The sequence below is a fragment of the Pseudomonas baltica genome (assembly GCF_014235765.1).
Taxonomy (GTDB): Bacteria; Pseudomonadota; Gammaproteobacteria; order Pseudomonadales; family Pseudomonadaceae; genus Aquipseudomonas; species Aquipseudomonas baltica.
Genome location: NZ_JACMYH010000007.1, coordinates 72,056 through 91,008 on the forward strand (window position 1 = coordinate 72,056; position 18,953 = coordinate 91,008).

The 18,953-nt window shown below is 63.3% G+C and carries 16 protein-coding genes; 13 read left to right on the top strand and 3 right to left on the bottom strand.

Annotated features, from left to right (window positions below; genetic code table 11):
• Positions 1-72 precede the first annotated feature (72 nt).
• The 10 genes from urtB to H7993_RS18695 all read left to right on the top strand — a co-directional run bounded on the left by urtB (position 73) and on the right by H7993_RS18695 (position 11,142).
• Positions 73-1,638, top strand: coding sequence for an urea ABC transporter permease subunit UrtB (gene urtB / locus H7993_RS18650; RefSeq protein ID WP_185795287.1), 1,566 nt, complete (start codon positions 73-75; stop codon positions 1,636-1,638).
• Positions 1,638-2,717 (top strand): urea ABC transporter permease subunit UrtC, encoded by a 1,080-nt coding sequence (urtC, locus tag H7993_RS18655; RefSeq protein WP_122796493.1) that lies wholly within the window; start codon positions 1,638-1,640, stop codon positions 2,715-2,717. The genes urtB and urtC overlap by 1 nt, the downstream gene beginning before the upstream one ends.
• Positions 2,714-3,574 (top strand): urea ABC transporter ATP-binding protein UrtD, encoded by an 861-nt coding sequence (urtD, locus tag H7993_RS18660; protein ID WP_122480327.1) that lies wholly within the window; start codon positions 2,714-2,716, stop codon positions 3,572-3,574. Before urtC ends, urtD begins: the two co-directional genes overlap by 4 nt.
• Positions 3,575-3,679: 105 nt before the next feature.
• Positions 3,680-4,378 carry an urea ABC transporter ATP-binding subunit UrtE gene (gene urtE / locus H7993_RS18665; protein ID WP_122480328.1) on the top strand — a complete coding sequence of 233 codons (699 nt, stop codon included), beginning with the start codon at positions 3,680-3,682 and terminating at the stop codon, positions 4,376-4,378.
• Positions 4,379-4,408: 30 nt separating this feature from the next.
• Positions 4,409-5,248 (top strand): urease accessory protein UreD, encoded by an 840-nt coding sequence (locus H7993_RS18670; protein WP_185795288.1) that lies wholly within the window; start codon positions 4,409-4,411, stop codon positions 5,246-5,248.
• A 259-nt stretch (positions 5,249-5,507) separates the two neighbouring features.
• Positions 5,508-5,810: an urease subunit gamma gene (locus tag H7993_RS18675; RefSeq protein WP_049861996.1), complete on the top strand. Its 303-nt coding sequence runs from the start codon at positions 5,508-5,510 to the stop codon at positions 5,808-5,810.
• Between the two features lie 8 nt (positions 5,811-5,818).
• A complete protein-coding gene (locus tag H7993_RS18680) occupies positions 5,819-6,337 on the top strand; it encodes a GNAT family N-acetyltransferase (protein WP_185795289.1) in 519 nt (172 codons plus the stop codon).
• Between the two features lie 34 nt (positions 6,338-6,371).
• Positions 6,372-6,677 (top strand): urease subunit beta, encoded by a 306-nt coding sequence (locus H7993_RS18685; RefSeq protein WP_185795290.1) that lies wholly within the window; start codon positions 6,372-6,374, stop codon positions 6,675-6,677.
• A gap of 41 nt (positions 6,678-6,718) precedes the next feature.
• Positions 6,719-8,419 (top strand): urease subunit alpha, encoded by a 1,701-nt coding sequence (ureC, locus tag H7993_RS18690; RefSeq protein WP_185795291.1) that lies wholly within the window; start codon positions 6,719-6,721, stop codon positions 8,417-8,419.
• Positions 8,420-8,571: 152 nt separating this feature from the next.
• Positions 8,572-11,142 (top strand): membrane-targeted effector domain-containing toxin, encoded by a 2,571-nt coding sequence (locus tag H7993_RS18695; RefSeq protein WP_185795292.1) that lies wholly within the window; start codon positions 8,572-8,574, stop codon positions 11,140-11,142.
• A 5-nt stretch (positions 11,143-11,147) separates the two neighbouring features.
• Here the strand turns inward: H7993_RS18695 and H7993_RS18700 are convergent, their stop codons facing one another.
• Positions 11,148-12,119, bottom strand: a complete 972-nt coding sequence (locus tag H7993_RS18700) for a DnaJ C-terminal domain-containing protein (RefSeq protein ID WP_122480334.1) — start codon at positions 12,117-12,119, stop codon at positions 11,148-11,150.
• A 235-nt stretch (positions 12,120-12,354) separates the two neighbouring features.
• On the opposite strand from H7993_RS18700, the gene H7993_RS18705 reads away from it, so the two are divergent.
• The gene (locus tag H7993_RS18705) at positions 12,355-13,626 is read left to right on the top strand and encodes an Hsp70 family protein (RefSeq protein WP_185795293.1); all 1,272 of its coding nucleotides are present in this window, start codon (positions 12,355-12,357) and stop codon (positions 13,624-13,626) included.
• A 39-nt stretch (positions 13,627-13,665) separates the two neighbouring features.
• On the opposite strand, the gene H7993_RS18710 is transcribed toward H7993_RS18705, so the two are convergent.
• Positions 13,666-14,676 (bottom strand): AI-2E family transporter, encoded by a 1,011-nt coding sequence (locus H7993_RS18710; protein ID WP_122480336.1) that lies wholly within the window; start codon positions 14,674-14,676, stop codon positions 13,666-13,668.
• 238 nt (positions 14,677-14,914) lie between these two features.
• Between H7993_RS18710 and osmE the strand changes: the two genes are divergently transcribed.
• Positions 14,915-15,262 (top strand): osmotically-inducible lipoprotein OsmE, encoded by a 348-nt coding sequence (osmE, locus tag H7993_RS18715; protein WP_122480337.1) that lies wholly within the window; start codon positions 14,915-14,917, stop codon positions 15,260-15,262.
• Between the two features lie 169 nt (positions 15,263-15,431).
• Positions 15,432-15,971 (top strand): ferritin-like domain-containing protein, encoded by a 540-nt coding sequence (locus H7993_RS18720; RefSeq protein ID WP_185795294.1) that lies wholly within the window; start codon positions 15,432-15,434, stop codon positions 15,969-15,971.
• A gap of 488 nt (positions 15,972-16,459) precedes the next feature.
• Here the strand turns inward: H7993_RS18720 and H7993_RS18725 are convergent, their stop codons facing one another.
• Entirely contained in the window at positions 16,460-18,532 is a 2,073-nt protein-coding gene (locus H7993_RS18725; protein ID WP_185795295.1) for an AsmA family protein, read from the bottom strand.
• Between the last annotated feature and the right edge of the window lie 421 nt (positions 18,533-18,953).

Below are 18,953 nucleotides of genomic sequence, written 5' to 3' on the forward strand. Positions count from 1 at the left end.
GCGTTTTTTTTCGCGGCCGATGACCGCTCCCACAAAGGGGGCGGGTGTTGCCTTCAATTCAAAGGACTTGCCATGTCCCTCATCAAATTCTTCACCGCTGTCGTTCTGCTCTTGCCCATGGTGGCGAGCGCCAACGACGCCAGTGATTTTACCGGCGCTTCATCCGCCGAGCAGGTTCGACTGCTGGAAGCCTGGGCTGCGCAGCCCGAGCCGGCGCGGATGGCTTTGCTCACCGCCCTTCAGGACGGCCGAGTGGCGGCCGATGCCGAGAAAAAACCGTTCATCGAAACCGATGGCCAGATGACCGCAGCCGACGGCACTGCCGCGGCCATCGAACCAGTGCGCAAGTTGCGCCTCAACAACCGTCTGCGCGGCCTGGTGGACACCGCCCTGGCCAGCCACCAACTACTGAGCAACGATGTTCAGGTACGCTTGGCCGCCGCGCAGCAACTGCAACGCTCGGCGCAGCCCAGCCAACTGCCCCTGCTCGACCGGCAGACCGCAGGTGAACAGGACGAAACGGTGAAAACCGCCTTGACCCTGGCCCTGGCCAACCTGCAGCTGGTCGATCCCGAGCCCGCCGTGCGCCTGGCTGCGGTACGCCTGCTGGGTGAAACCGGCGAGCCACTGGCGCGCACCCGCCTGGAAAACCTGCTGGCGCCTGGTGTCGAGACGGACGCCGCCGTGCGCACCGCTGCCGAGACCAGCCTGGTTCAAGTGAAGCGCAAGCTGATGATCGGCGACATCCTGGGGCAGGCCTTCAGCGGCATGTCCCTGGGTTCGATCCTGCTGCTGGCCGCCCTGGGCCTGGCGATCACCTTCGGCCTGCTTGGCGTGATAAACATGGCCCATGGCGAGATGCTCATGCTCGGCGCCTACTCCACCTACGTCGTGCAGATGCTGGTCCAGCGCCTGGCGCCGGGCGCCATCGAGTACTACCCACTGATCGCGCTGCCCGTGGCCTTCTTCGTTACCGCTGTGATCGGCATGGTGTTGGAACGCTCCGTCATCCGCCACCTGTACGGACGCCCCCTGGAAACCCTGCTGGCGACCTGGGGTATCAGCCTGATGCTGATCCAGGCGATTCGCCTGATCTTCGGTGCGCAGAACGTGGAAGTGGCCAACCCGGCCTGGCTCTCCGGCGGCTGGCAGGTGCTGCCCAACCTGGTGCTGCCGTACAACCGCATCGTGATCATCGCTTTCGCCCTGTCCGTGGTGGTGCTGACCTGGCTGCTGCTGAACAAGACCCGCCTGGGCCTGAACGTGCGCGCCGTGACCCAGAATCGCAACATGGCCGCCTGCTGCGGCGTACCCACCGGCCGCGTCGACATGCTTGCCTTCGGCCTGGGCTCGGGCATTGCCGGCCTGGGTGGCGTGGCGCTGAGCCAGATCGGCAACGTCGGCCCCGACCTGGGGCAGAGCTACATCATCGATTCCTTCCTGGTGGTGGTACTGGGCGGCGTCGGCCAACTGGCCGGCAGCGTGTCCGCCGCGTTCGGTCTGGGCATCGCCAACAAGATCCTGGAACCGCAGATCGGTGCGGTGCTCGGCAAGATCCTGATCCTCGCGCTGATCATTCTGTTCATCCAGAAACGTCCGCAAGGCCTCTTCGCACTGAAAGGACGGGTGATCGACTGATGAACCAGCCATTGATGCTCACTGCTGCGCAGAAAGCCGGGCCGAAAGTGACCCTCGCCATCGGCGTCGTGATCCTGTCGATCCTCATCGCCCTGCCGCTGCTGTCACTGCTGCCGGCCAGCAACGGCTTGCAGGTCTCGGCCTACACCCTGACCCTGGTCGGCAAGATCCTCTGCTATGCCATCGTCGCCCTGGCGCTGGACCTGGTCTGGGGCTACGCCGGCCTGTTGTCGCTGGGCCACGGGCTGTTCTTCGCCCTTGGCGGCTATGCCATGGGCATGTACCTGATGCGTGAGGCGGCCGGTGACGGCTTGCCGGCGTTCATGACGTTCCTGTCGTGGACCGAGCTGCCCTGGTTCTGGGTGGGTACCGAGCATTTCCTCTGGGCCATGTGCCTGGCGGTACTGGCCCCAGGATTGCTGGCACTGGTGTTCGGTTTCTTCGCCTTCCGTTCGCGGATCAAGGGCGTGTACTTCTCGATCATGACCCAGGCACTGACGTTCGCCGGCATGCTGCTGTTCTTCCGCAACGAGACGGGTTTCGGCGGCAACAACGGCTTCACCAACTTCCGCAGCATCCTGGGCTTCAGCATCACCTCCCAAGGTACCCGTGCCGTGCTGTTCCTGCTCACCGTAGCGCTGCTGGTGCTGAGTCTGTACGTGGGCTGGCGCCTGGCGCGCAGCAAGTTCGGCAGGGTGCTGACCGCACTGCGCGACGCCGAGAACCGCTTGATGTTCTGCGGTTACGACCCGCGCGGTTTCAAGCTGTTCGTCTGGGTGCTCAGCGCGGTGCTGTGCGGCCTCGCCGGGGCGCTGTACGTGCCGCAGGTCGGCATCATCAACCCCAGCGAGATGTCGCCGACCAACTCCATCGAGGCCGCCGTCTGGGTGGCCCTGGGCGGACGTGGCACCCTGATCGGGCCGCTGCTGGGTGCCGGCATCGTCAATGGCATGAAAAGCTGGTTCACCGTGGCATTCCCCGAATACTGGCTGTTCTTCCTCGGCGCGCTGTTCATCATCGTGACCTTGTACCTGCCCAAGGGCGTGATCGGCCTGCTGAAGAAAAGGGGTGAACAATGAGAATCACCGCGACCGCCGAGTTCATGCTCGAACCGGTGCTGGACCCCAACAGCGACGCCGGCACCAGCCGCGATGCCATCGGCCTGGGCCAGGCCAGCGGACCGGGGCTGAACACCCGCCACGGCACCATCCTGACCCTGGAGGACATCAGCGTCAGCTTCGATGGTTTCAAGGCGTTGAACGACCTCAACCTGTACATCGGCGTGGGCGAGCTGCGCTGCATCATCGGGCCCAACGGTGCCGGCAAGACCACCCTGATGGACGTCATCACCGGCAAGACCCGGCCCACCACGGGCAAGGCGTGGTTCGGCGAAACCCTGGACCTGACCCACATGAGCGAGGTGCAGATCGCCCAGGCCGGCATCGGCCGCAAGTTCCAGAAGCCGACCGTGTTCGAGGCCTTGAGCGTTTTCGAGAATCTGGAGTTGGCGCAGAAGACCGACAAGTCGGTCTGGGCCAGCCTGCGTGCGCGGCTGACGGGCGAGCAGCGCGACCGCATTGCCGAGGTGCTGGAGACGATCCGCCTGAGCGCGTCGATCGATCGCCCGGCCGGCCTGCTGTCCCACGGCCAGAAGCAGTTTCTGGAAATCGGCATGCTGCTGGTGCAGGACCCTCAGCTGTTACTGCTCGATGAGCCGGTGGCGGGCATGACCGATGCCGAAACCGAATTCACCGCCGAACTGTTCAAGACCCTCGCCGGCAAGCACTCATTGATGGTGGTGGAGCACGATATGGGTTTCGTCGGCTCGATTGCCGACCATGTGACGGTGCTGCACCAGGGCAGCGTGCTGGCCGAAGGGTCGCTCGAGGCGGTGCAGGCCGATGAGCGGGTGATCGAGGTTTATCTGGGGCGTTGAGGTCCATTCGCGGCCGCTGACCGCTCCTACGGTAATCGACCGTAGGAGCGGTCAGCGGCCGCGAAGGCGTCTGCCCAGACACCGCAAACAACAGGATTATCTACCATGCTCCAAGTCGACCAGCTTCACCAATACTACGGCGGCAGCCACATCCTGCGCGGCCTGTCGTTCGCCGTGAACATCGGCGAAGTGACCTGCCTGCTGGGGCGTAACGGCGTCGGCAAGACCACCCTGCTCAAGTGCCTGATGGGCCTGATTCCGGCCAAGCAAGGCAGCGTGGCCTGGGAAGGCAAGCCGATCACCGCCTTCAAGCCACACCAGCGGGTGCATGCCGGCATCGCCTACGTGCCCCAGGGTCGCGAAATTTTCGGCCGCCTGACGGTCGAGGAAAACCTGCTGATGGGGCTGTCACGCTTCCCCGGCAGTGAGGCACGCGAAGTGCCGGCGTTCATCTACGAACTGTTTCCGGTGCTGCTGCAGATGAAGCACCGCCGCGGTGGAGATCTGTCCGGCGGGCAGCAGCAGCAACTGGCAATCGGCCGGGCGCTGGCCAGCCGACCACGGCTGCTGATTCTCGACGAGCCCACCGAAGGCATCCAGCCGTCGGTGATCAAGGAGATCGGCGCGGTGATCAAGCAACTGGCCGCGCGCGGCGACATGGCGATATTGCTGGTCGAGCAGTTCTATGACTTCGCCGCCGAACTGGCCGATCAGTACCTGGTCATGTCGCGCGGTGAAATCGTTCAGCAGGGTCGGGGTGAAAACATGGAATCGGAGGGTGTACGCGGCCTGGTAACCATTTAATCTGCCGCGACCCGAACAAGAATGAAGGCCATGAATCTACCCGTCACTTCCCTGCCCTACACGCCCAGCTGGCACGCCCGGCTGGAGCTGGGGTACGCGCGGTTCGGCGACAGTACGCGACCGATCCTGCGCCGCCATTTCGGCCCGTTGCGGGTGCAGAAGCACCTTTATGCCGAAGGGCCCGAGGTGTGCCAGCACATCATCGTGCATCCGCCTGGCGGTATCGCCGGGGGCGATCGGCTGGACATCAGCGCCCAGGTGCAGGCCAACGCCTGGGCGCAATTGACCACACCGGGCGCGGCCAAGTGGTACCGCGCCAACAGCCCTGCCTGTCAAAACACCGAATTGCATGTGGCCGCAGGCGCCACGCTGGAATGGCTGCCCCAAGAGACCATCGTCTACAGTGCCGCCCAGGCCGAACTGGATACCCGTATTCACCTGCGGGGCGATGCCCGGTTGTTCTATTGGGACATCGTCGCCGTAGGGCGACCGGCGGCAGCCGAGCGTTTCGATCAGGGGCATTTTCAGTCGCGGCTGGAAATTCGCCGAGACGGCGAACTGCTGTGGCATGAACGCCAGCGCATCATCGGCAACGATGGCTTGCTCGACTCGGCCGTGGGCCTGGGAGGCAAGCCGGTGTTCGCCACCTTGCTGGTGACCGGCGAGATCGACCCGGCCCTGCTTGAACGCTGCCGGACACTGCCGACGCGCGTACGCGGCGACCTGAGCCAGTTGCCGGGGCTGCTGGTGGCACGCTGCCTGGCCGACGAGGCGCTGCATGCGCGCGACTGGCTGATCGAACTGTGGAAGATGCTGCGCCCGGCCGTGCTCGGCCGCGAAGCGATGGCCCCGCGGATCTGGAGCACCTGATTGAATCTGCCAGCCCTTTCGCGGCCGCTGACCGCTCCTACAGGCGATCTGCCGGGTACCTGCTTGCGGCAGCCGGCCGCGCCCACAGGCGATCTGCCGGGTACCTGCTTGCGGCAGCCGGCCACGCCCACAGGCGATCTGCCGGGTACCTGCTTGCGGCAGCCGGCCACGCCCACAGGCGATCTGCCGGGTAGCCGTAGGAGCGGCCAGTGGCCGCGAAGAGGCCCTCACTGCCAACCAATATTCTGAAGGAACACCCATGGACCTGACACCCCGCGAAAAAGACAAGATGCTTATCTTCACCGCCGGCCTGGTAGCCGAGCGCCGTCTGGCCCGTGGCCTCAAGCTGAACTACCCGGAAGCCATGGCGCTGATCTCCGCGGCGCTGCTCGAAGGCGCCCGCGATGGCCAGACGGTCGCGCAATTGATGCACTACGGCACCACCCTGCTCAGCCGCGAACAGGTCATGGAAGGTATTCCGGAAATGATCCCGGAGATCCAGGTGGAAGCCACCTTTCCCGACGGCACCAAACTGGTCACCGTCCATCAACCCATCGCCTGAGGCACGCCATGATTCGTGATGCAACCGAGCGCGACCTGTCTGGGATCTGCGCGATCTACAACGATGCAGTGCTCAACACCACGGCGATCTGGAACGAGAAGCCGGTCGACCTGGCCAACCGTCAGGCCTGGTTCGAGGCGCGCCAGGCGCAGGGTTATCCGATCCTGGTCGCCGAGGAACAGGGCGAGGTCATCGGCTATGCATCGTTCGGCGACTGGCGACCTTTCGAAGGCTTTCGCTACAGCGTCGAGCACTCGGTGTACGTGCGCAACGACCAGCGCGGCAAAGGTCTCGGCGCGCGGCTGATGCAGACGCTCGTCGAGCGTGCTCGCGAGGGCGGCAAATACGTCATGGTGGCCGCCATCGAAAGCGGCAACCAGGCATCGATCCATTTGCACGAACGCCTGGGTTTCGTCACCACCGGGCAGATGCCCCAGGTAGGCATCAAGTTCGGCCGCTGGCTGGACCTGACCTTCATGCAACTGGCGCTGCAGCCAGGCGCCGAGCCGCCCCGGGCCTCGGCTTGAATCACCGTCTTTCTTCGCTTCGAGGAGCTATTTCATGATTCCTGGCCAATACCGGATCCAGCCTGGCGACATCGAGCTCAACATCGGCCGGCGCACCCTCAGCCTGACCGTGGCCAACAGCGGCGATCGGCCCATTCAGGTGGGGTCGCACTATCACTTCTTCGAAACCAACGACGCCCTGCATTTCGACCGCCCGGCTGCTCGCGGGATGCGCCTGAACATTCCCGCCGGAACCGCCGTGCGTTTCGAACCGGGCCAGAGCCGCGAAGTGGAACTGGTGGACCTGGCCGGCTTGCGCCGGGTATATGGCTTCGCCGGGCGCATCATGGGTGACCTCTGATCCCACAGGGTCCATACACAACTGAATTCCAGGGCATACCGATGAAGATTTCCAGACAAGCCTATGCCGACATGTTCGGCCCGACCGTCGGTGACAAGGTCCGCCTGGCCGATACCGACCTGTGGATCGAAGTGGAAAAAGACTTCACCACCTACGGCGAAGAAGTGAAGTTCGGCGGTGGCAAGGTCATTCGCGATGGCATGGGCCAGGGCCAGCTGCTGGCCGCCGAAGTGGTCGACACGCTGATCACCAATGCCCTGATCATCGATCACTGGGGTATCGTCAAGGCCGACGTCGGCCTCAAGGACGGGCGCATCGCCGCGATCGGCAAAGCCGGCAACCCCGACATCCAGCCGGACGTGACCATCGCCATCGGCGCCAGCACCGAGGTCATCGCCGGCGAAGGCATGATCCTCACCGCTGGCGGCATCGACACCCACATCCACTTCATCTGCCCGCAGCAGATCGAAGAAGCGCTGATGAGCGGCGTCACCACCATGATCGGCGGCGGCACCGGGCCTGCCACCGGCACCAATGCGACCACCTGCACCTCGGGGCCGTGGCACATGGCGCGCATGCTCCAGGCCGCCGATGCCTTCGCCATGAACATCGGTTTCACCGGCAAGGGCAACGCCAGCCTGCCCGAGCCGCTGATAGAACAGGTCAAGGCCGGGGCCATCGGGCTCAAGCTGCACGAAGACTGGGGCACCACGCCGGCCGCCATCGATAATTGCCTGAACGTGGCCGATCAATACGACGTGCAGGTTGCGATTCATACCGACACCCTCAACGAGTCGGGCTTCGTCGAGACTACCCTGGCTGCCTTCAAGGGCCGCACCATCCATACCTACCACACCGAAGGGGCCGGCGGCGGCCACGCCCCGGACATCATCAAGGCCTGCGGCTTCGCCAACGTGTTGCCCAGCTCGACCAACCCGACCCGCCCGTTCACCCGCAACACCATCGACGAGCACCTCGACATGCTCATGGTCTGCCATCACCTGGACCCCAGCATCGCCGAGGACGTGGCCTTCGCCGAAAGCCGCATTCGACGCGAGACCATTGCCGCCGAAGACATCCTGCACGACCTCGGTGCGTTCTCCATGATCAGCTCCGACAGCCAGGCCATGGGTCGGGTCGGCGAGGTGATCACGCGCACCTGGCAGACCGCCGACAAGATGAAGAAACAACGCGGCCCGCTGCCCGAAGACGCCGAGGGCAACGACAACTTCCGCGCCAAACGCTACATCGCCAAGTACACCATCAACCCGGCCATCACCCATGGCATCAGCCACGAAGTGGGCTCGGTCGAAATCGGCAAATGGGCTGACCTGGTGCTCTGGCGTCCGGCCTTCTTCGGCGTCAAACCAACCTTGATCCTCAAGGGAGGTGCCATCGCCGCCAGCCTCATGGGCGACGCCAACGCCTCTATTCCCACGCCGCAGCCGGTGCACTACCGCCCCATGTTCGCCAGCTTCGACGGCTCGCGCCACGCCACCAGCCTGACCTTCATCAGCCAGGCCGCGCTGGACGCAGGCGTGCCCGAGCAATTGGGCTTGAAGAAGCAGATCGCGGTGGTCAAGGGCTGTCGCTCGGTGCAAAAGACCGACCTGATCCACAACGGTTACCTGCCCGACATCGACGTCGACCCGCAGACCTACCAGGTCAAGGCCGATGGCGTGCTGCTGTGGTGCGAACCGGCGGATGTGCTGCCCATGGCGCAGCGCTACTTCCTGTTCTAAGAGGCCTGTTCTAAGAGGCCTGTTCTAAGAGGCCTGTTCTCAATGCGCCGTGCCGACAAGGCAGTCCCGGACAGGGCCAGCCTAACTATGTAGGCCGTAACCCCCCGGCGGATTTTCTATGGTGCAGCTCCATTCGATCCAGGAGCTCCACCATGACCGGCGCCACCCCGCTATCGGCCGAAAACGTCAGTGCCATTGCCGACCGCTACTACGCGAACTTCCCTGACCTGCGCGAGTGCGCGCGGGACTGGGGCATCAAGCTGCTCAAGTTCCATACCCACCTGGATCTGGATCCGGACACCGTCTACTGGCACGACTTCGACAACGCCCAGAATAACCCCCGCGCCTTTACCGGACAGCAGCACATGGGCAAGCCCAAGGAAACGCTGACCGTCACGGAGCTGGTCCTGCGCCGGTTCAAGACGTTCTATCAAGTAAACTTCGACCTGCTCGATCAGATGTCCGGGTTCTATACCGTCCAGCAGGCCGGGATCTACAACGAAACCAATCAGGTCCCCCTGGCGCCCTCGCAGATCATGAAAGCGTTCTGGGCCACGGATTTCTCCAGCCACTACAAGAAGCGCCTGGACGCCTTCCTGCGTGACTATGCCGATGACGGCCGCGTGCTGATCAAGATCCTGTTTTTCAGCTTCAGCTGGAATGCCTACAACAGCGGAGCGCTGAGCAATCGGGAGCTGAGACTGGTGTTCGACACCCTGGCCGGCCCCATCGCAGGACCGCCGACCCTGGAGGACCTGAAACGGCTGCACACGACTCGCACCCAGGCAACGGTCAAGAGCTTTACCCTGGGCGACCTGACCTCGTTCGACATACTGCGCATCACCACCGGCAAGGGCCCGCAGATCCTGTACATCCCTGCCGCCTGGTTCCGGGTCTTTCACAATGAACAGCAGATGTACGACTGGGTGGCCGAAACGGCCGCCCACGAGCAGGGCCGAGAGCGCCTAATCGCTCACTTCGACACCCCCGGAGAGTCGATCCTGCCACCGCGGGGCCTGCTGCTGGCGACCCTGGAGCGCATCCGTACCACGCCATGGCAAGCCGGGCAGCGCATGCTCAACGGCAACGCGACGACGATCGACAAGGACGTGTTCAGCCTGCTGTTCGATACGGTGGGCAAACGCCTCAAGCTCGATGCCAGGCAACTGTTGAACGGCAATCACGAACTGCGCAGGGAGCTGTTCCTCGTCGACCTGGAGGCATTCATGCGCATCGTCACGCCCATGGCACCGGCGGACCCGGCAGTGGCCCTGGTGGCCGTGGCGGCGGGTTCGATAGCCTTTGGTACGCACCTGGCGAACGCCGTGCACGGGACCGTACCCAAGGCCCGTCAAGCGGCCTTCAGGGCGGCGATCCTGGATGCACTGAACATCCTGCTGGATATGCCGCTGTTGCGCGGCGTGGGCGACGAAGCCATCGCCGAGCTGGGAAACTTCGAGGAGCTGGGCGCCGCGCTCGACCTGGACAGCACTGACCTGGCTCAGATCGACCGCGTGACTCCCGGTGGTTCGCCCCTGGACCTCATCGCCACGGATGAAGACCTGACCGGATTGCCGGAAGGCACCGGCATCTACCAGGGCGTGTTCACCAACCCCGATGGCCAGCACTACATTCGCCTGGAGGGCAAGATCTTTCAGGTCACCCACATCGACTCGCTGGAGCGCTGGGTGATCGTCGATCCGATCGCCCCCGAGCAGATCACCGGCAGCTACCCCGTGCAGAGAAGCTGGACCGGCCATTGGGAGCTGTTCACCATGACCGCCCCCGAGAACCTGGCGGCCAGCACCGAGGCGCTGGCCGCCTTCGACACTTCACCTGGCTTTCGTGACATCACCGCCATGCTGGTCAATCCCGGCGCACATCAGTTGATGACCGGGCCCATCGACAGCGTGCTGCGCACCGCCCGCTCACAGCTGATCGAGTTGCGCACGAACCTGGGCAAGGAAGCCGAAGCCTTCTTCCTGACCTCTACCCCACAGCACAGCCCACGCCTTCCGGCGGTGAGCACCACCATGACGCCCAAAGAGTTTTTCACTCAAGTGTATGCCAGCAATACCGGGGTGGTGGTCAACGAGGCCAGGAATGCCGTCGGCAGCTGCCAGCTGTTGATCAAATACATGTCCACGCTCAAGGCCCAGCAGGTCAAGACGCTGTACGTGCAAGGCCTGCTCAAGGACCTGCATCAGGACCTGCTCGACCGCTTTCACGCGACCGGGATATTGGGCCGCGATCTGGAGAAGAAGCTGCGTGACCTGCACAACCGTGGCACCACCCTGGACAGTGGTCGCTACACCCTGCGCCAGGTGCTGGTGGAAGCGCGGCGCCAAGGCATAAGCGTGAAAGCCCTGGACTGCGCTGCCAGCCTGTCCACCGACGGCCTGAGCAACCCGGCGCCACATCTGCAGCAACGCCTGCGGGTTTACTACGCGTACAAACGCATCGAAGCGCTGCAGAGCCTCAAGCCCGATGAAAAATGGCTGGCGCTGACCGACCAGACCGTGGCCAACCACTATAGCCGCACCCCAGGCCTGGCCAATCTGATCGGAACCCCAAGCCTGCGGGTCAAGCTGGTGGACGGCGATCAGCCATTGCGCTTCGGCCTCGATACCGGCGAAGTGCTGACCCCCGGGCTGATACCGATTCGCGGCGACATCAGCCTGAAAATGCCAGCGGCCGGCAAGGGGTCCGGCATCGAGGCGTAGCGGTATCAGCGTCCCCAGTTCTCGCGCGGGTCGAATTCGGCGTGCCTGGCCAGCTCGGCCCAGGCCGCGCGAGTGGATTCGTCGGCCTGCGTGGGCATCACCACTTTCAGCTGGGCGAACAGGTCGCCGCGGCCGCCAAGCTTGTTCTTCAGGCCCATGCCTTTGACACGCAGGCGCTGGCCGTTCTGGCTGTCCGGGCGAATCGTCAGGTTGATCCGCCCGGTCAGCGTAGGCACCGCGACCTTGGTGCCCAACGCCACTTCCCAAGGCGCCAGCGGTACCTGGATGACCAGGTCGGGAGCGTCCACCTCGAACAGAGGGTGGGCCGCCAGACGCAAGGTCAGGAACAGATCGCCGCTGGCACCGCCCGCAACGCCGGGCGCGCCCTGGCCCTTGAGGCGCATGCGCTCGCCGTCGGCAACGCCTGCGGGAATCTTCACGTTGAGGTTCTTGACCACATCGGTCAGGCGTTGGCCAGCGGCGCTGTACTGCGGCACCTTGAAGCTGATCTTCTTCGATTCCTCGGCCAGGGTTTCCTCGAGCGACACGGTCAGTTCCATTTCCACGTCCTGACCTTTGCGCGCTGCGCTGCGCTGTTGACCGCCACGGCCGAACGGATTGCCACCGGGATCACCACGACCACCGCCGTTACCGAAGATGGTGCTGAAGAAATCGGAGAAGTCGCCTGCGTTCTCTTCATGGAAACCACCGCCACCGCGACCCTGCCAACCGGGCGGGCCCTGGAACGGACGGCCATGCTGGCCATACTTGCGCAGCTCGTCGTATTCAGCGCGCTTGTCGGCATTGCTCAGCGCCTCATAGGCCTCACTGGCTTCCTTGAACTTGTCTTCGGCGTCCTTTTCCTTGCTGACGTCGGGGTGATATTTGCGCGCCAGCTTGCGGTAGGCGGTCTTGATCGCCTTTTCGTCCGCTGTCGGCTCGACGCCCAGAATCTTGTAATAGTCTTTGAAATCCATCTAAGCATCACCATCAATGAGCGAATGCGCGCCGCCCGCGCCTACTGGTCGGACTCGGCAACGCATGGGAAGTTTATCGGCTGCAGGCCACTGGATGTGAACAGTGGGTTGTACAGCGCGGTCGATGGCTAGAAGGTTGGGGCCGCCGGCGCGCTTTCAAGGCGGTCGCAGGCCTTGATTCTGTACGCAACTGGCATACACTGCGCGGCCGTTTTTTGAACAGACCCGCCTTGCCATGAAAAACGCATCCCCGGCCCGCGCCTGCGGCATCGACTTCGGTACTTCCAACTCCACTGTCGGCTGGCACCGCCCGGGCAGCGAGACGCTGATCGTCCTGGAAGACGGCAAGATCACCCTGCCCTCGGTGATCTTCTTCAACTTCGAAGAGCGGCGTCCAGTGTACGGGCGTCTGGCGCTGCACGAATACCTGGAAGGCTACGAAGGCCGCCTGATGCGCTCGCTCAAGAGTCTGCTCGGTTCCAAGCTGATCAAGCACGACACCAGTGTGCTGGGCACGGCGATGCCATTCAAGGACTTGCTGGGCCTGTTCATCGGCGAGCTCAAACAGCGCGCCGAAGTCAACGCCGGGCGTGAGTTCGACCAGGTCGTGCTGGGGCGACCGGTGCACTTCGTCGACGACGACGCGGCCGCCGACCAGGAAGCCGAAGACACCTTGGCCGAGGTGGCGAAAAAGATCGGCTTCAAGGAGGTGTCCTTCCAGTTCGAGCCGATTGCAGCGGCGTTCGACTACGAGTCCACCATCGAGCGTGAGGAGCTGGTGCTGATCGTCGACATTGGCGGTGGTACCTCCGACTTTTCCCTGGTGCGCCTGGCACCCGAGCGACGTGCGCTGGACAACCGCGTGGACGACATCCTGGCGACCGGAGGCGTGCACATCGGCGGCACCGACTTCGACAAGCAGCTCAGCCTGCAGGGCGTCATGCCGCTGTTCGGCTATGGCAGCCGGATGAAGAGCGGCGCCTTCATGCCGACCAGCCACCACATGAACCTGGCGACCTGGCACACGATCAACTCGGTGTACCTGCAGAAGGCGCAACTGGCCCTGGCCAGCATGCGCTACGACATCCAGGACACGGACGGTATCGACCGCCTGTTCAAGCTGATCGAGCAGAAAGCCGGGCACTGGTTGGCGATGGAAGTCGAGGAAACCAAGATCCAGCTGACGCAAGCTGCCGGCCGTCACCTGCCACTGGACCGCATCGAGCCGGGGCTGAGCGTGGAGCTGAGCCGGGCCTTGTTCGAAGCCGCCATCGACGGCCTGCTCGAACGGGTGCGTGGCAGTGTGTCCGAGTTGCTGAACCGGGCAGGCGTGGGCGTTGAGCAGGTCGACACGGTGTTCTTTACCGGCGGCTCCAGCGGTATCCCGGCCCTGCGCCATGGCGTGGCGGCCATGCTGCCCAACGCGCGGCATGTGGAAGGCAATATCTTCGGCAGCATCGGCAGCGGCCTGGCCATCGAGGCCCGCAAGCGCTACGGCACCGAGTAAGGCAGATCTGGCCTCTTCGCGGGCAGAGGCCAGTGAACCCTAGACCAACTGCGCCTGCCTCAACTCGCTTTTCAGATAGGCATAATAGATCGGCCCCGCCACCACCCCGGGCAGCCCGAACGCTGCCTCGAATATCAGCATGGCCAGCAGCAGTTCCCATGACTTGGCGCTGATCTGACCGCCCACGATCCGCGCGTTGAGGAAGTACTCGACCTTGTGGATCAATATCAGATAGCCCAGCGCCGCAACCGCTACCCAGATCGACAGCGACAGCCCGACAATGGTGATCAGCGTGTTCGAGATCAGGTTGCCGATCACCGGCAACAACCCGAGCAGGAAGGTCAGCACGATGAGGGTCTTGGTCAGCGGCAGCTTGATCCCGCACAGCGGCAACACCACGGCCAGGAAAATGGCGGTAAAGAAGGTGTTCAGCAGTGAAATCTTGATCTGCGCGAAAACGATGTTGCGAAAGGCTCGCACCAGCAGGGCCAGGCGGTCGAACAGCGCCGCGGCCAATGGCTTGCGGTTTTCGGGATCGGGGATCGCCTGCAGGGCGATGATGGCGCCCAGTACCATGCCGATCAGCAAGGTCACGAACATGTGCGCCGCATCCTTGCCCACCAGTTGCAGATCGCTCAGGTGCTTGCTCAGCCAGCCGCTGATAGCCACCCGAAACTCGGCGGCACTGGCCGGCAGGTAGGCGTCGATGAAAGGCGGCAACTGGCCGCGGGCTCGATCCACCACGCCCATGAACTTGTTCAGCGAAGCACCGGGGTTTTCTGCCTCGTGCAGGATGAAACTGATGACGCCGGCGAACAGCAACGCCAGGCTGCTGACCACCAAGGTGCCCAGCAACGCCACCGCCACCCACCGTGCACGCCGCCCGGCAATCAGTCGCTCCAGTTGCGGCGTGAGCATGTTGACCAGTTCGAATACCAGCAGGCCAGCCAGCAAGCTCGGCAGCAAGCGCATCGGCAAGACCAGCAGAAGGCCGCCGAACACCAGAATCCAGCTGGCGATCAGCACTTGACGCGAAGAAAACATGGGCATAAAGCCTCAGAAGCGAGCGATTCGAAAGGACAGGCAGTCTGCCAGCGTTGTGAGCGAAGGGCCAGTAGGCGGACGCATGCCGAACCCCGGCTAAATTGCGTCATTTGTTTTCCGCCGCAGCCCGTCTTCAACGGCCCTGCAGACGCTTTGCTGCCCGAAAGATTTCAGAACTATCGCGCGGTCGATGCGCTCAAAGCATCACGGGGCCACTCACGGCCCATCGAAGGAGCGACTCCCCATGTACAAGCAATCCTTGGCAGCACTCTTTGCCGTAGCCGCGCTGGCTGGCTGTTCATCGAACACCACGGTGCAGAACCCGGTGGACTTCGTGACCTACCGTGACGCGCCCCTGGTCAAGCAGGTCGAGAAAGGCATGACCATGCAACAGGTGCTGGCCATCGGCGGCACGCCTTCGACCGTCGTTGCCGGCACTGCCAACTCCATGTACGGCACCTGCAATAACTACATCCTGACCCGTGAAGGCCATCAGCAGCCTTACTACGTGAGTTTCGACAGCTCTGGCCACGTCGCCACCAAGGGCTTCATGACTTGCGAGCAACGCAAGCTCAACGAAACCGCACCGTAACCCTGCCCCAGGCGGCTGACGAAAGGCCCTCCCCGGGCCATTTGTAATAAAACTTTTCGTCGCCGCCACGACTCACATCTGTGTAGCGAGACTTCTGTACCGATCCCGCCGGGCCCCGAATTCGGGGCAACAGAGCGCGACGGCCAAAACCGTATAGCTGGAGACGAACATGATCGACCTAGAAACTTCCAAATTGACTCCCGTCGATGTACTGCGTGCCCGTGCGCGCCAAGGTGTCGAGAACGGCGCGGTCACCGAAGGCTACGATGCCAACCGCGAAGAGATCATCAAGCTGCTCAACAGCTCGCTGGCGACAGAGCTGGTATGCGTGCTGCGCTACAAGCGCCATTACTTCATGGCCAGTGGTTTAAAGGCCAGCATTGCGGCCGACGAGTTCCTCGAGCACGCCAAACAGGAAGGCGAGCACGCCGACAAGCTGGCTGAACGTATCGTGCAGCTGGGCGGCGAGCCGGAGTTCAACCCGGACCTGCTGAGCAAGAATTCCCACGCCCAGTACGTGGCTGGCAACAGCCTGAAGGAAATGGTCTACGAAGACCTGGTGGCCGAGCGGATCGCCGTCGACAGCTACCGCGAAATCATCCAGTACATTGGCGACAAAGACCCTACCACTCGCCGTATCTTCGAAGACATCCTGGCTCAGGAAGAAGAACACGCCGATGACATGGCGGACATCTACGGCTCGCTGTAACAACCTGCCGCAAGTCCCAAGCCAGAACTCAGGTTCTGGCTTTTTTGTGCCTGACGGTCGCGTCAGCTGAGATGTGTTTCAACTGATACACCGCAGGGCCCGTTTCGCGGCCGATGACCGCTCCTACAGGAGTACCGCGCCTGCTTGTAGGAGCGGTCCGTGGCAGCGAAGGGCGCGCCTCAATTCACCTGATACACCGCAAGGCCCGTTTCGCGGCCGATGACCGCTCCTACAGGAATACCGCGCCTGCTTGTAGGAGCGCTCCGTGGCCGCGAAGGGCGCGCCTCAATTCACCTGATACGCCGCAAGGCACGGTTCGCGACCGATGATCGCTCCTACAGGAGTACCGCAACCCCATGTAGGAGCGGTCCGTGGCCGCGAAGGGCGCGCCTCAATTCACCTGATACACCGCGGCGCCCGCTTCGCGGGCAGAGCCCGCTCCCACACAGGTGCGGGTCATTCCGGGGGACCCGCCTTCCAACCGAGCCTCAGGAAGCAGGCACCGTCTTGGGCGCCTTGCCCGACTTCATTTGTTCGAGCAATGGCGTGCACTGGTTCGGCTCACCGCCACTAGGCGCGACCAGTGCCAGCAACCCGGCCGCCGGCCCGATGGTAGCGCCCAGCGCAATCATGCCCGCGCCGCGCAGCAGCAGTGGCACGGCTTGCACCCCGGCATTGGGCTTGGCGAACGGGCCGCGCACATACAACGGCGAGCGCAGCGACAGCAGGCGGAAGCCCTTCGATTCCGGCGATATCTTCAGGTCCAGTTGTTCCTGCTTGAAATTCACCGTGCCGTCGACGTAGATGATCGCGTTCTCGGTATCGAAAACGAACAGATCGGTGCTGGCCAGCCCGTTCTTGATGCCCAGCGAGGCCGCCGCACAGTTGATCTCCACTTCCTTGTCGCCGAAGATCTTGCCCACCAGGTAGTTACCGACATTGAGCCCGGCAATCTCCATCAGGTCACGGCTCACGGCACCATCATTGACCAGCATCTTCAAATTGCCATCTGCCGAACCCAGTAGCGCTGCGACTGAATTACCGGTACCGGTGATGTCGGCATCGCCGTTGAGCTGGCCGAAGCTGGTGCGCATGGGTTCGAACGTGGGAAACAGCTGCTTGAGCTGAAACCCGCGGGCGGTCAGTTTGGCCCTGCCCTGCAACGGCGTAGTGCGCCCGTTCAGCGAGATCTGTGCATCCAGCTTGCCGCCGGCCACGCCAAAGCGCAGAGGTTCCAGGCGCAGGTTGCCGTCGTTCAACACCACATGGGTGTACAGATCGGTGAACGGCAATTCTTCGCTGTGGACGATCTTGCGTCCGGTAAATTCGACATCGGCGTCCATGGCACGCCAGCGGTCGGTCTTGAACTCTTCGACTGGCAACACCTTGCCGGTGGGTTGCTTGCTTGCGCCGCCACGAGCCTTCTGCTCGGTATTGGAGTCAGCGCCGATCAAAGGCTTGAGGTCGGCAAACAGCAACTGGTTCGAGACCAGCGCGCCGCTCAGCTTGGGCCTTGGCTGACTGGCGACGAAGCCCAGATCACCATGGATGTCGCTGTTGCCGATCTTGCCGTTGAAGCCTTCATAGCGGAACGACGCGCCGCCGGGCTCGTGCAGTTTGACCAGCAAGTGCCCGTCGGTTTCGTACGCAGGCGAATCCGGCAGGGTCACCCCGGTCAGTGGATACAGGTTGCCCAGGCTGCTGCCACTCAGGCGCAGGCGCAGGTCCAGGGCACCGAGATTGCGTGGGTCGGTCAGGGTACCGGCAACCGCTGCGCGGGTATCGGCAATGCGCACGTCGACCTGCACCGGAAACGGTCGTGTTGCATCCTGCAGCGCCAGCAGCCCGCCGATCTTGCCCGACCCCGACAGCGGCAGGTCCTTGTAGCGGCCATCGACCTTGAAGCCGAAGGCATAATCCTGCGCACTGGCGCCCTGGTCGGCGACTTTCTTGGCCGCACCGCTGCCGACGATATCGCTGAACGCGATGGGCTTGCCCAATGGATCGATCAACACCTTGACCGAGGTCTTGAGCGTCTGGTCGTCGAAAGCCACCACGCCTTTGTCGAAGCCTATGGCACCGATGTCCATGACCCACTTGGAGGGCTCGGCATCGGGGTCTTTTTCGTCGAACTGAAAGGTCCAGTTGGCGCGTCCATCCGCCAGGCGCTGCAGGGCTACGTCGGGCCCGGTCAGGTCGATACGCGGTATGACCACCCGCTGGGCCAGCAAAGGCAAGGGCGAGAGACGAAACTCGACCTTCTGCAGGCTCGCCATCTGGGGCTTCTGCGACCAGTCGGGGTTGCCCAGGGTGATGTCCTGGGCGACGAAGCGCGGCCATGGCACCCAGGCCCGCCAGCCGCCCTCATCCGTTTCGCGCTGCCAATGCACAGCCAGGTCGCCATTGATGGCGAAAGGGCGATGCAGGGCTTCGGACACTTTTTCGTTGAGCGTGGGCTTGATTCGATTCCAATCGAAGGTGGCGATCACCACCACCAATATCACCAGCAGGACCAACAGGCTGCCCAGGGTCCAGGCGATGATTTTACGTGGGCGCGTCATTGCGGGCTCCTTGAGACTGCGTGCTCCCGCGAGCACAGGGGGTGCTACCTAACAAGGGTAGGACTGATAAACGCCTCGAGGGTTTAGTTTTTGGCTTTTTCGAGCCCGGACGCGAGCCGCTTCAACGGTGGATGCTGTGTGTCTGATGCAATGCGATGAACCCGGACGCGGCTTGCGCCGCTGCTACAGGGATCGCGGTCTACTCCCTGTAGCAGCGGCGCGAGCCGCGTCAGCGGTGCATGCGATCCGCCTGATCCAACGGGGTCAACCAGGACGCGGCTCGCGCCGCTGCTACAGGATTTCAGCGTCGCTCCTTCATCGACGTTACCGATGGTGACGCTCGACAACGGTGCTCAGGGCCCGAGAATTCACTGTGCTGGTGCACTGAAACCCTCGATCTAGAGCCCTCGCGGCAAAACAT

Bases quoted from the DNA above. Each gene is read 5' to 3' on its own strand.
- H7993_RS18710 (WP_122480336.1), bottom strand. From the start codon at position 14,676: ATGCCCATGTTTTCTTCGCGTCAAGTGCTGATCGCCAGCTGGATTCTG.
- osmE (WP_122480337.1), top strand. From the start codon at position 14,915: ATGTACAAGCAATCCTTGGCAGCACTCTTTGCCGTAGCCGCGCTGGCT.
- H7993_RS18680 (WP_185795289.1), top strand. From the start codon at position 5,819: ATGATTCGTGATGCAACCGAGCGCGACCTGTCTGGGATCTGCGCGATC.
- H7993_RS18725 (WP_185795295.1), bottom strand. From the start codon at position 18,532: ATGACGCGCCCACGTAAAATCATCGCCTGGACCCTGGGCAGCCTGTTG.
- ureC (WP_185795291.1), top strand. From the start codon at position 6,719: ATGAAGATTTCCAGACAAGCCTATGCCGACATGTTCGGCCCGACCGTC.
- urtE (WP_122480328.1), top strand. From the start codon at position 3,680: ATGCTCCAAGTCGACCAGCTTCACCAATACTACGGCGGCAGCCACATC.
- H7993_RS18700 (WP_122480334.1), bottom strand. From the start codon at position 12,119: ATGGATTTCAAAGACTATTACAAGATTCTGGGCGTCGAGCCGACAGCG.
- H7993_RS18685 (WP_185795290.1), top strand. From the start codon at position 6,372: ATGATTCCTGGCCAATACCGGATCCAGCCTGGCGACATCGAGCTCAAC.
- urtB (WP_185795287.1), top strand. From the start codon at position 73: ATGTCCCTCATCAAATTCTTCACCGCTGTCGTTCTGCTCTTGCCCATG.
- H7993_RS18670 (WP_185795288.1), top strand. From the start codon at position 4,409: ATGAATCTACCCGTCACTTCCCTGCCCTACACGCCCAGCTGGCACGCC.
- H7993_RS18720 (WP_185795294.1), top strand. From the start codon at position 15,432: ATGATCGACCTAGAAACTTCCAAATTGACTCCCGTCGATGTACTGCGT.
- urtC (WP_122796493.1), top strand. From the start codon at position 1,638: ATGAACCAGCCATTGATGCTCACTGCTGCGCAGAAAGCCGGGCCGAAA.
- H7993_RS18695 (WP_185795292.1), top strand. From the start codon at position 8,572: ATGACCGGCGCCACCCCGCTATCGGCCGAAAACGTCAGTGCCATTGCC.
- H7993_RS18675 (WP_049861996.1), top strand. From the start codon at position 5,508: ATGGACCTGACACCCCGCGAAAAAGACAAGATGCTTATCTTCACCGCC.
- H7993_RS18705 (WP_185795293.1), top strand. From the start codon at position 12,355: ATGAAAAACGCATCCCCGGCCCGCGCCTGCGGCATCGACTTCGGTACT.
- urtD (WP_122480327.1), top strand. From the start codon at position 2,714: ATGAGAATCACCGCGACCGCCGAGTTCATGCTCGAACCGGTGCTGGAC.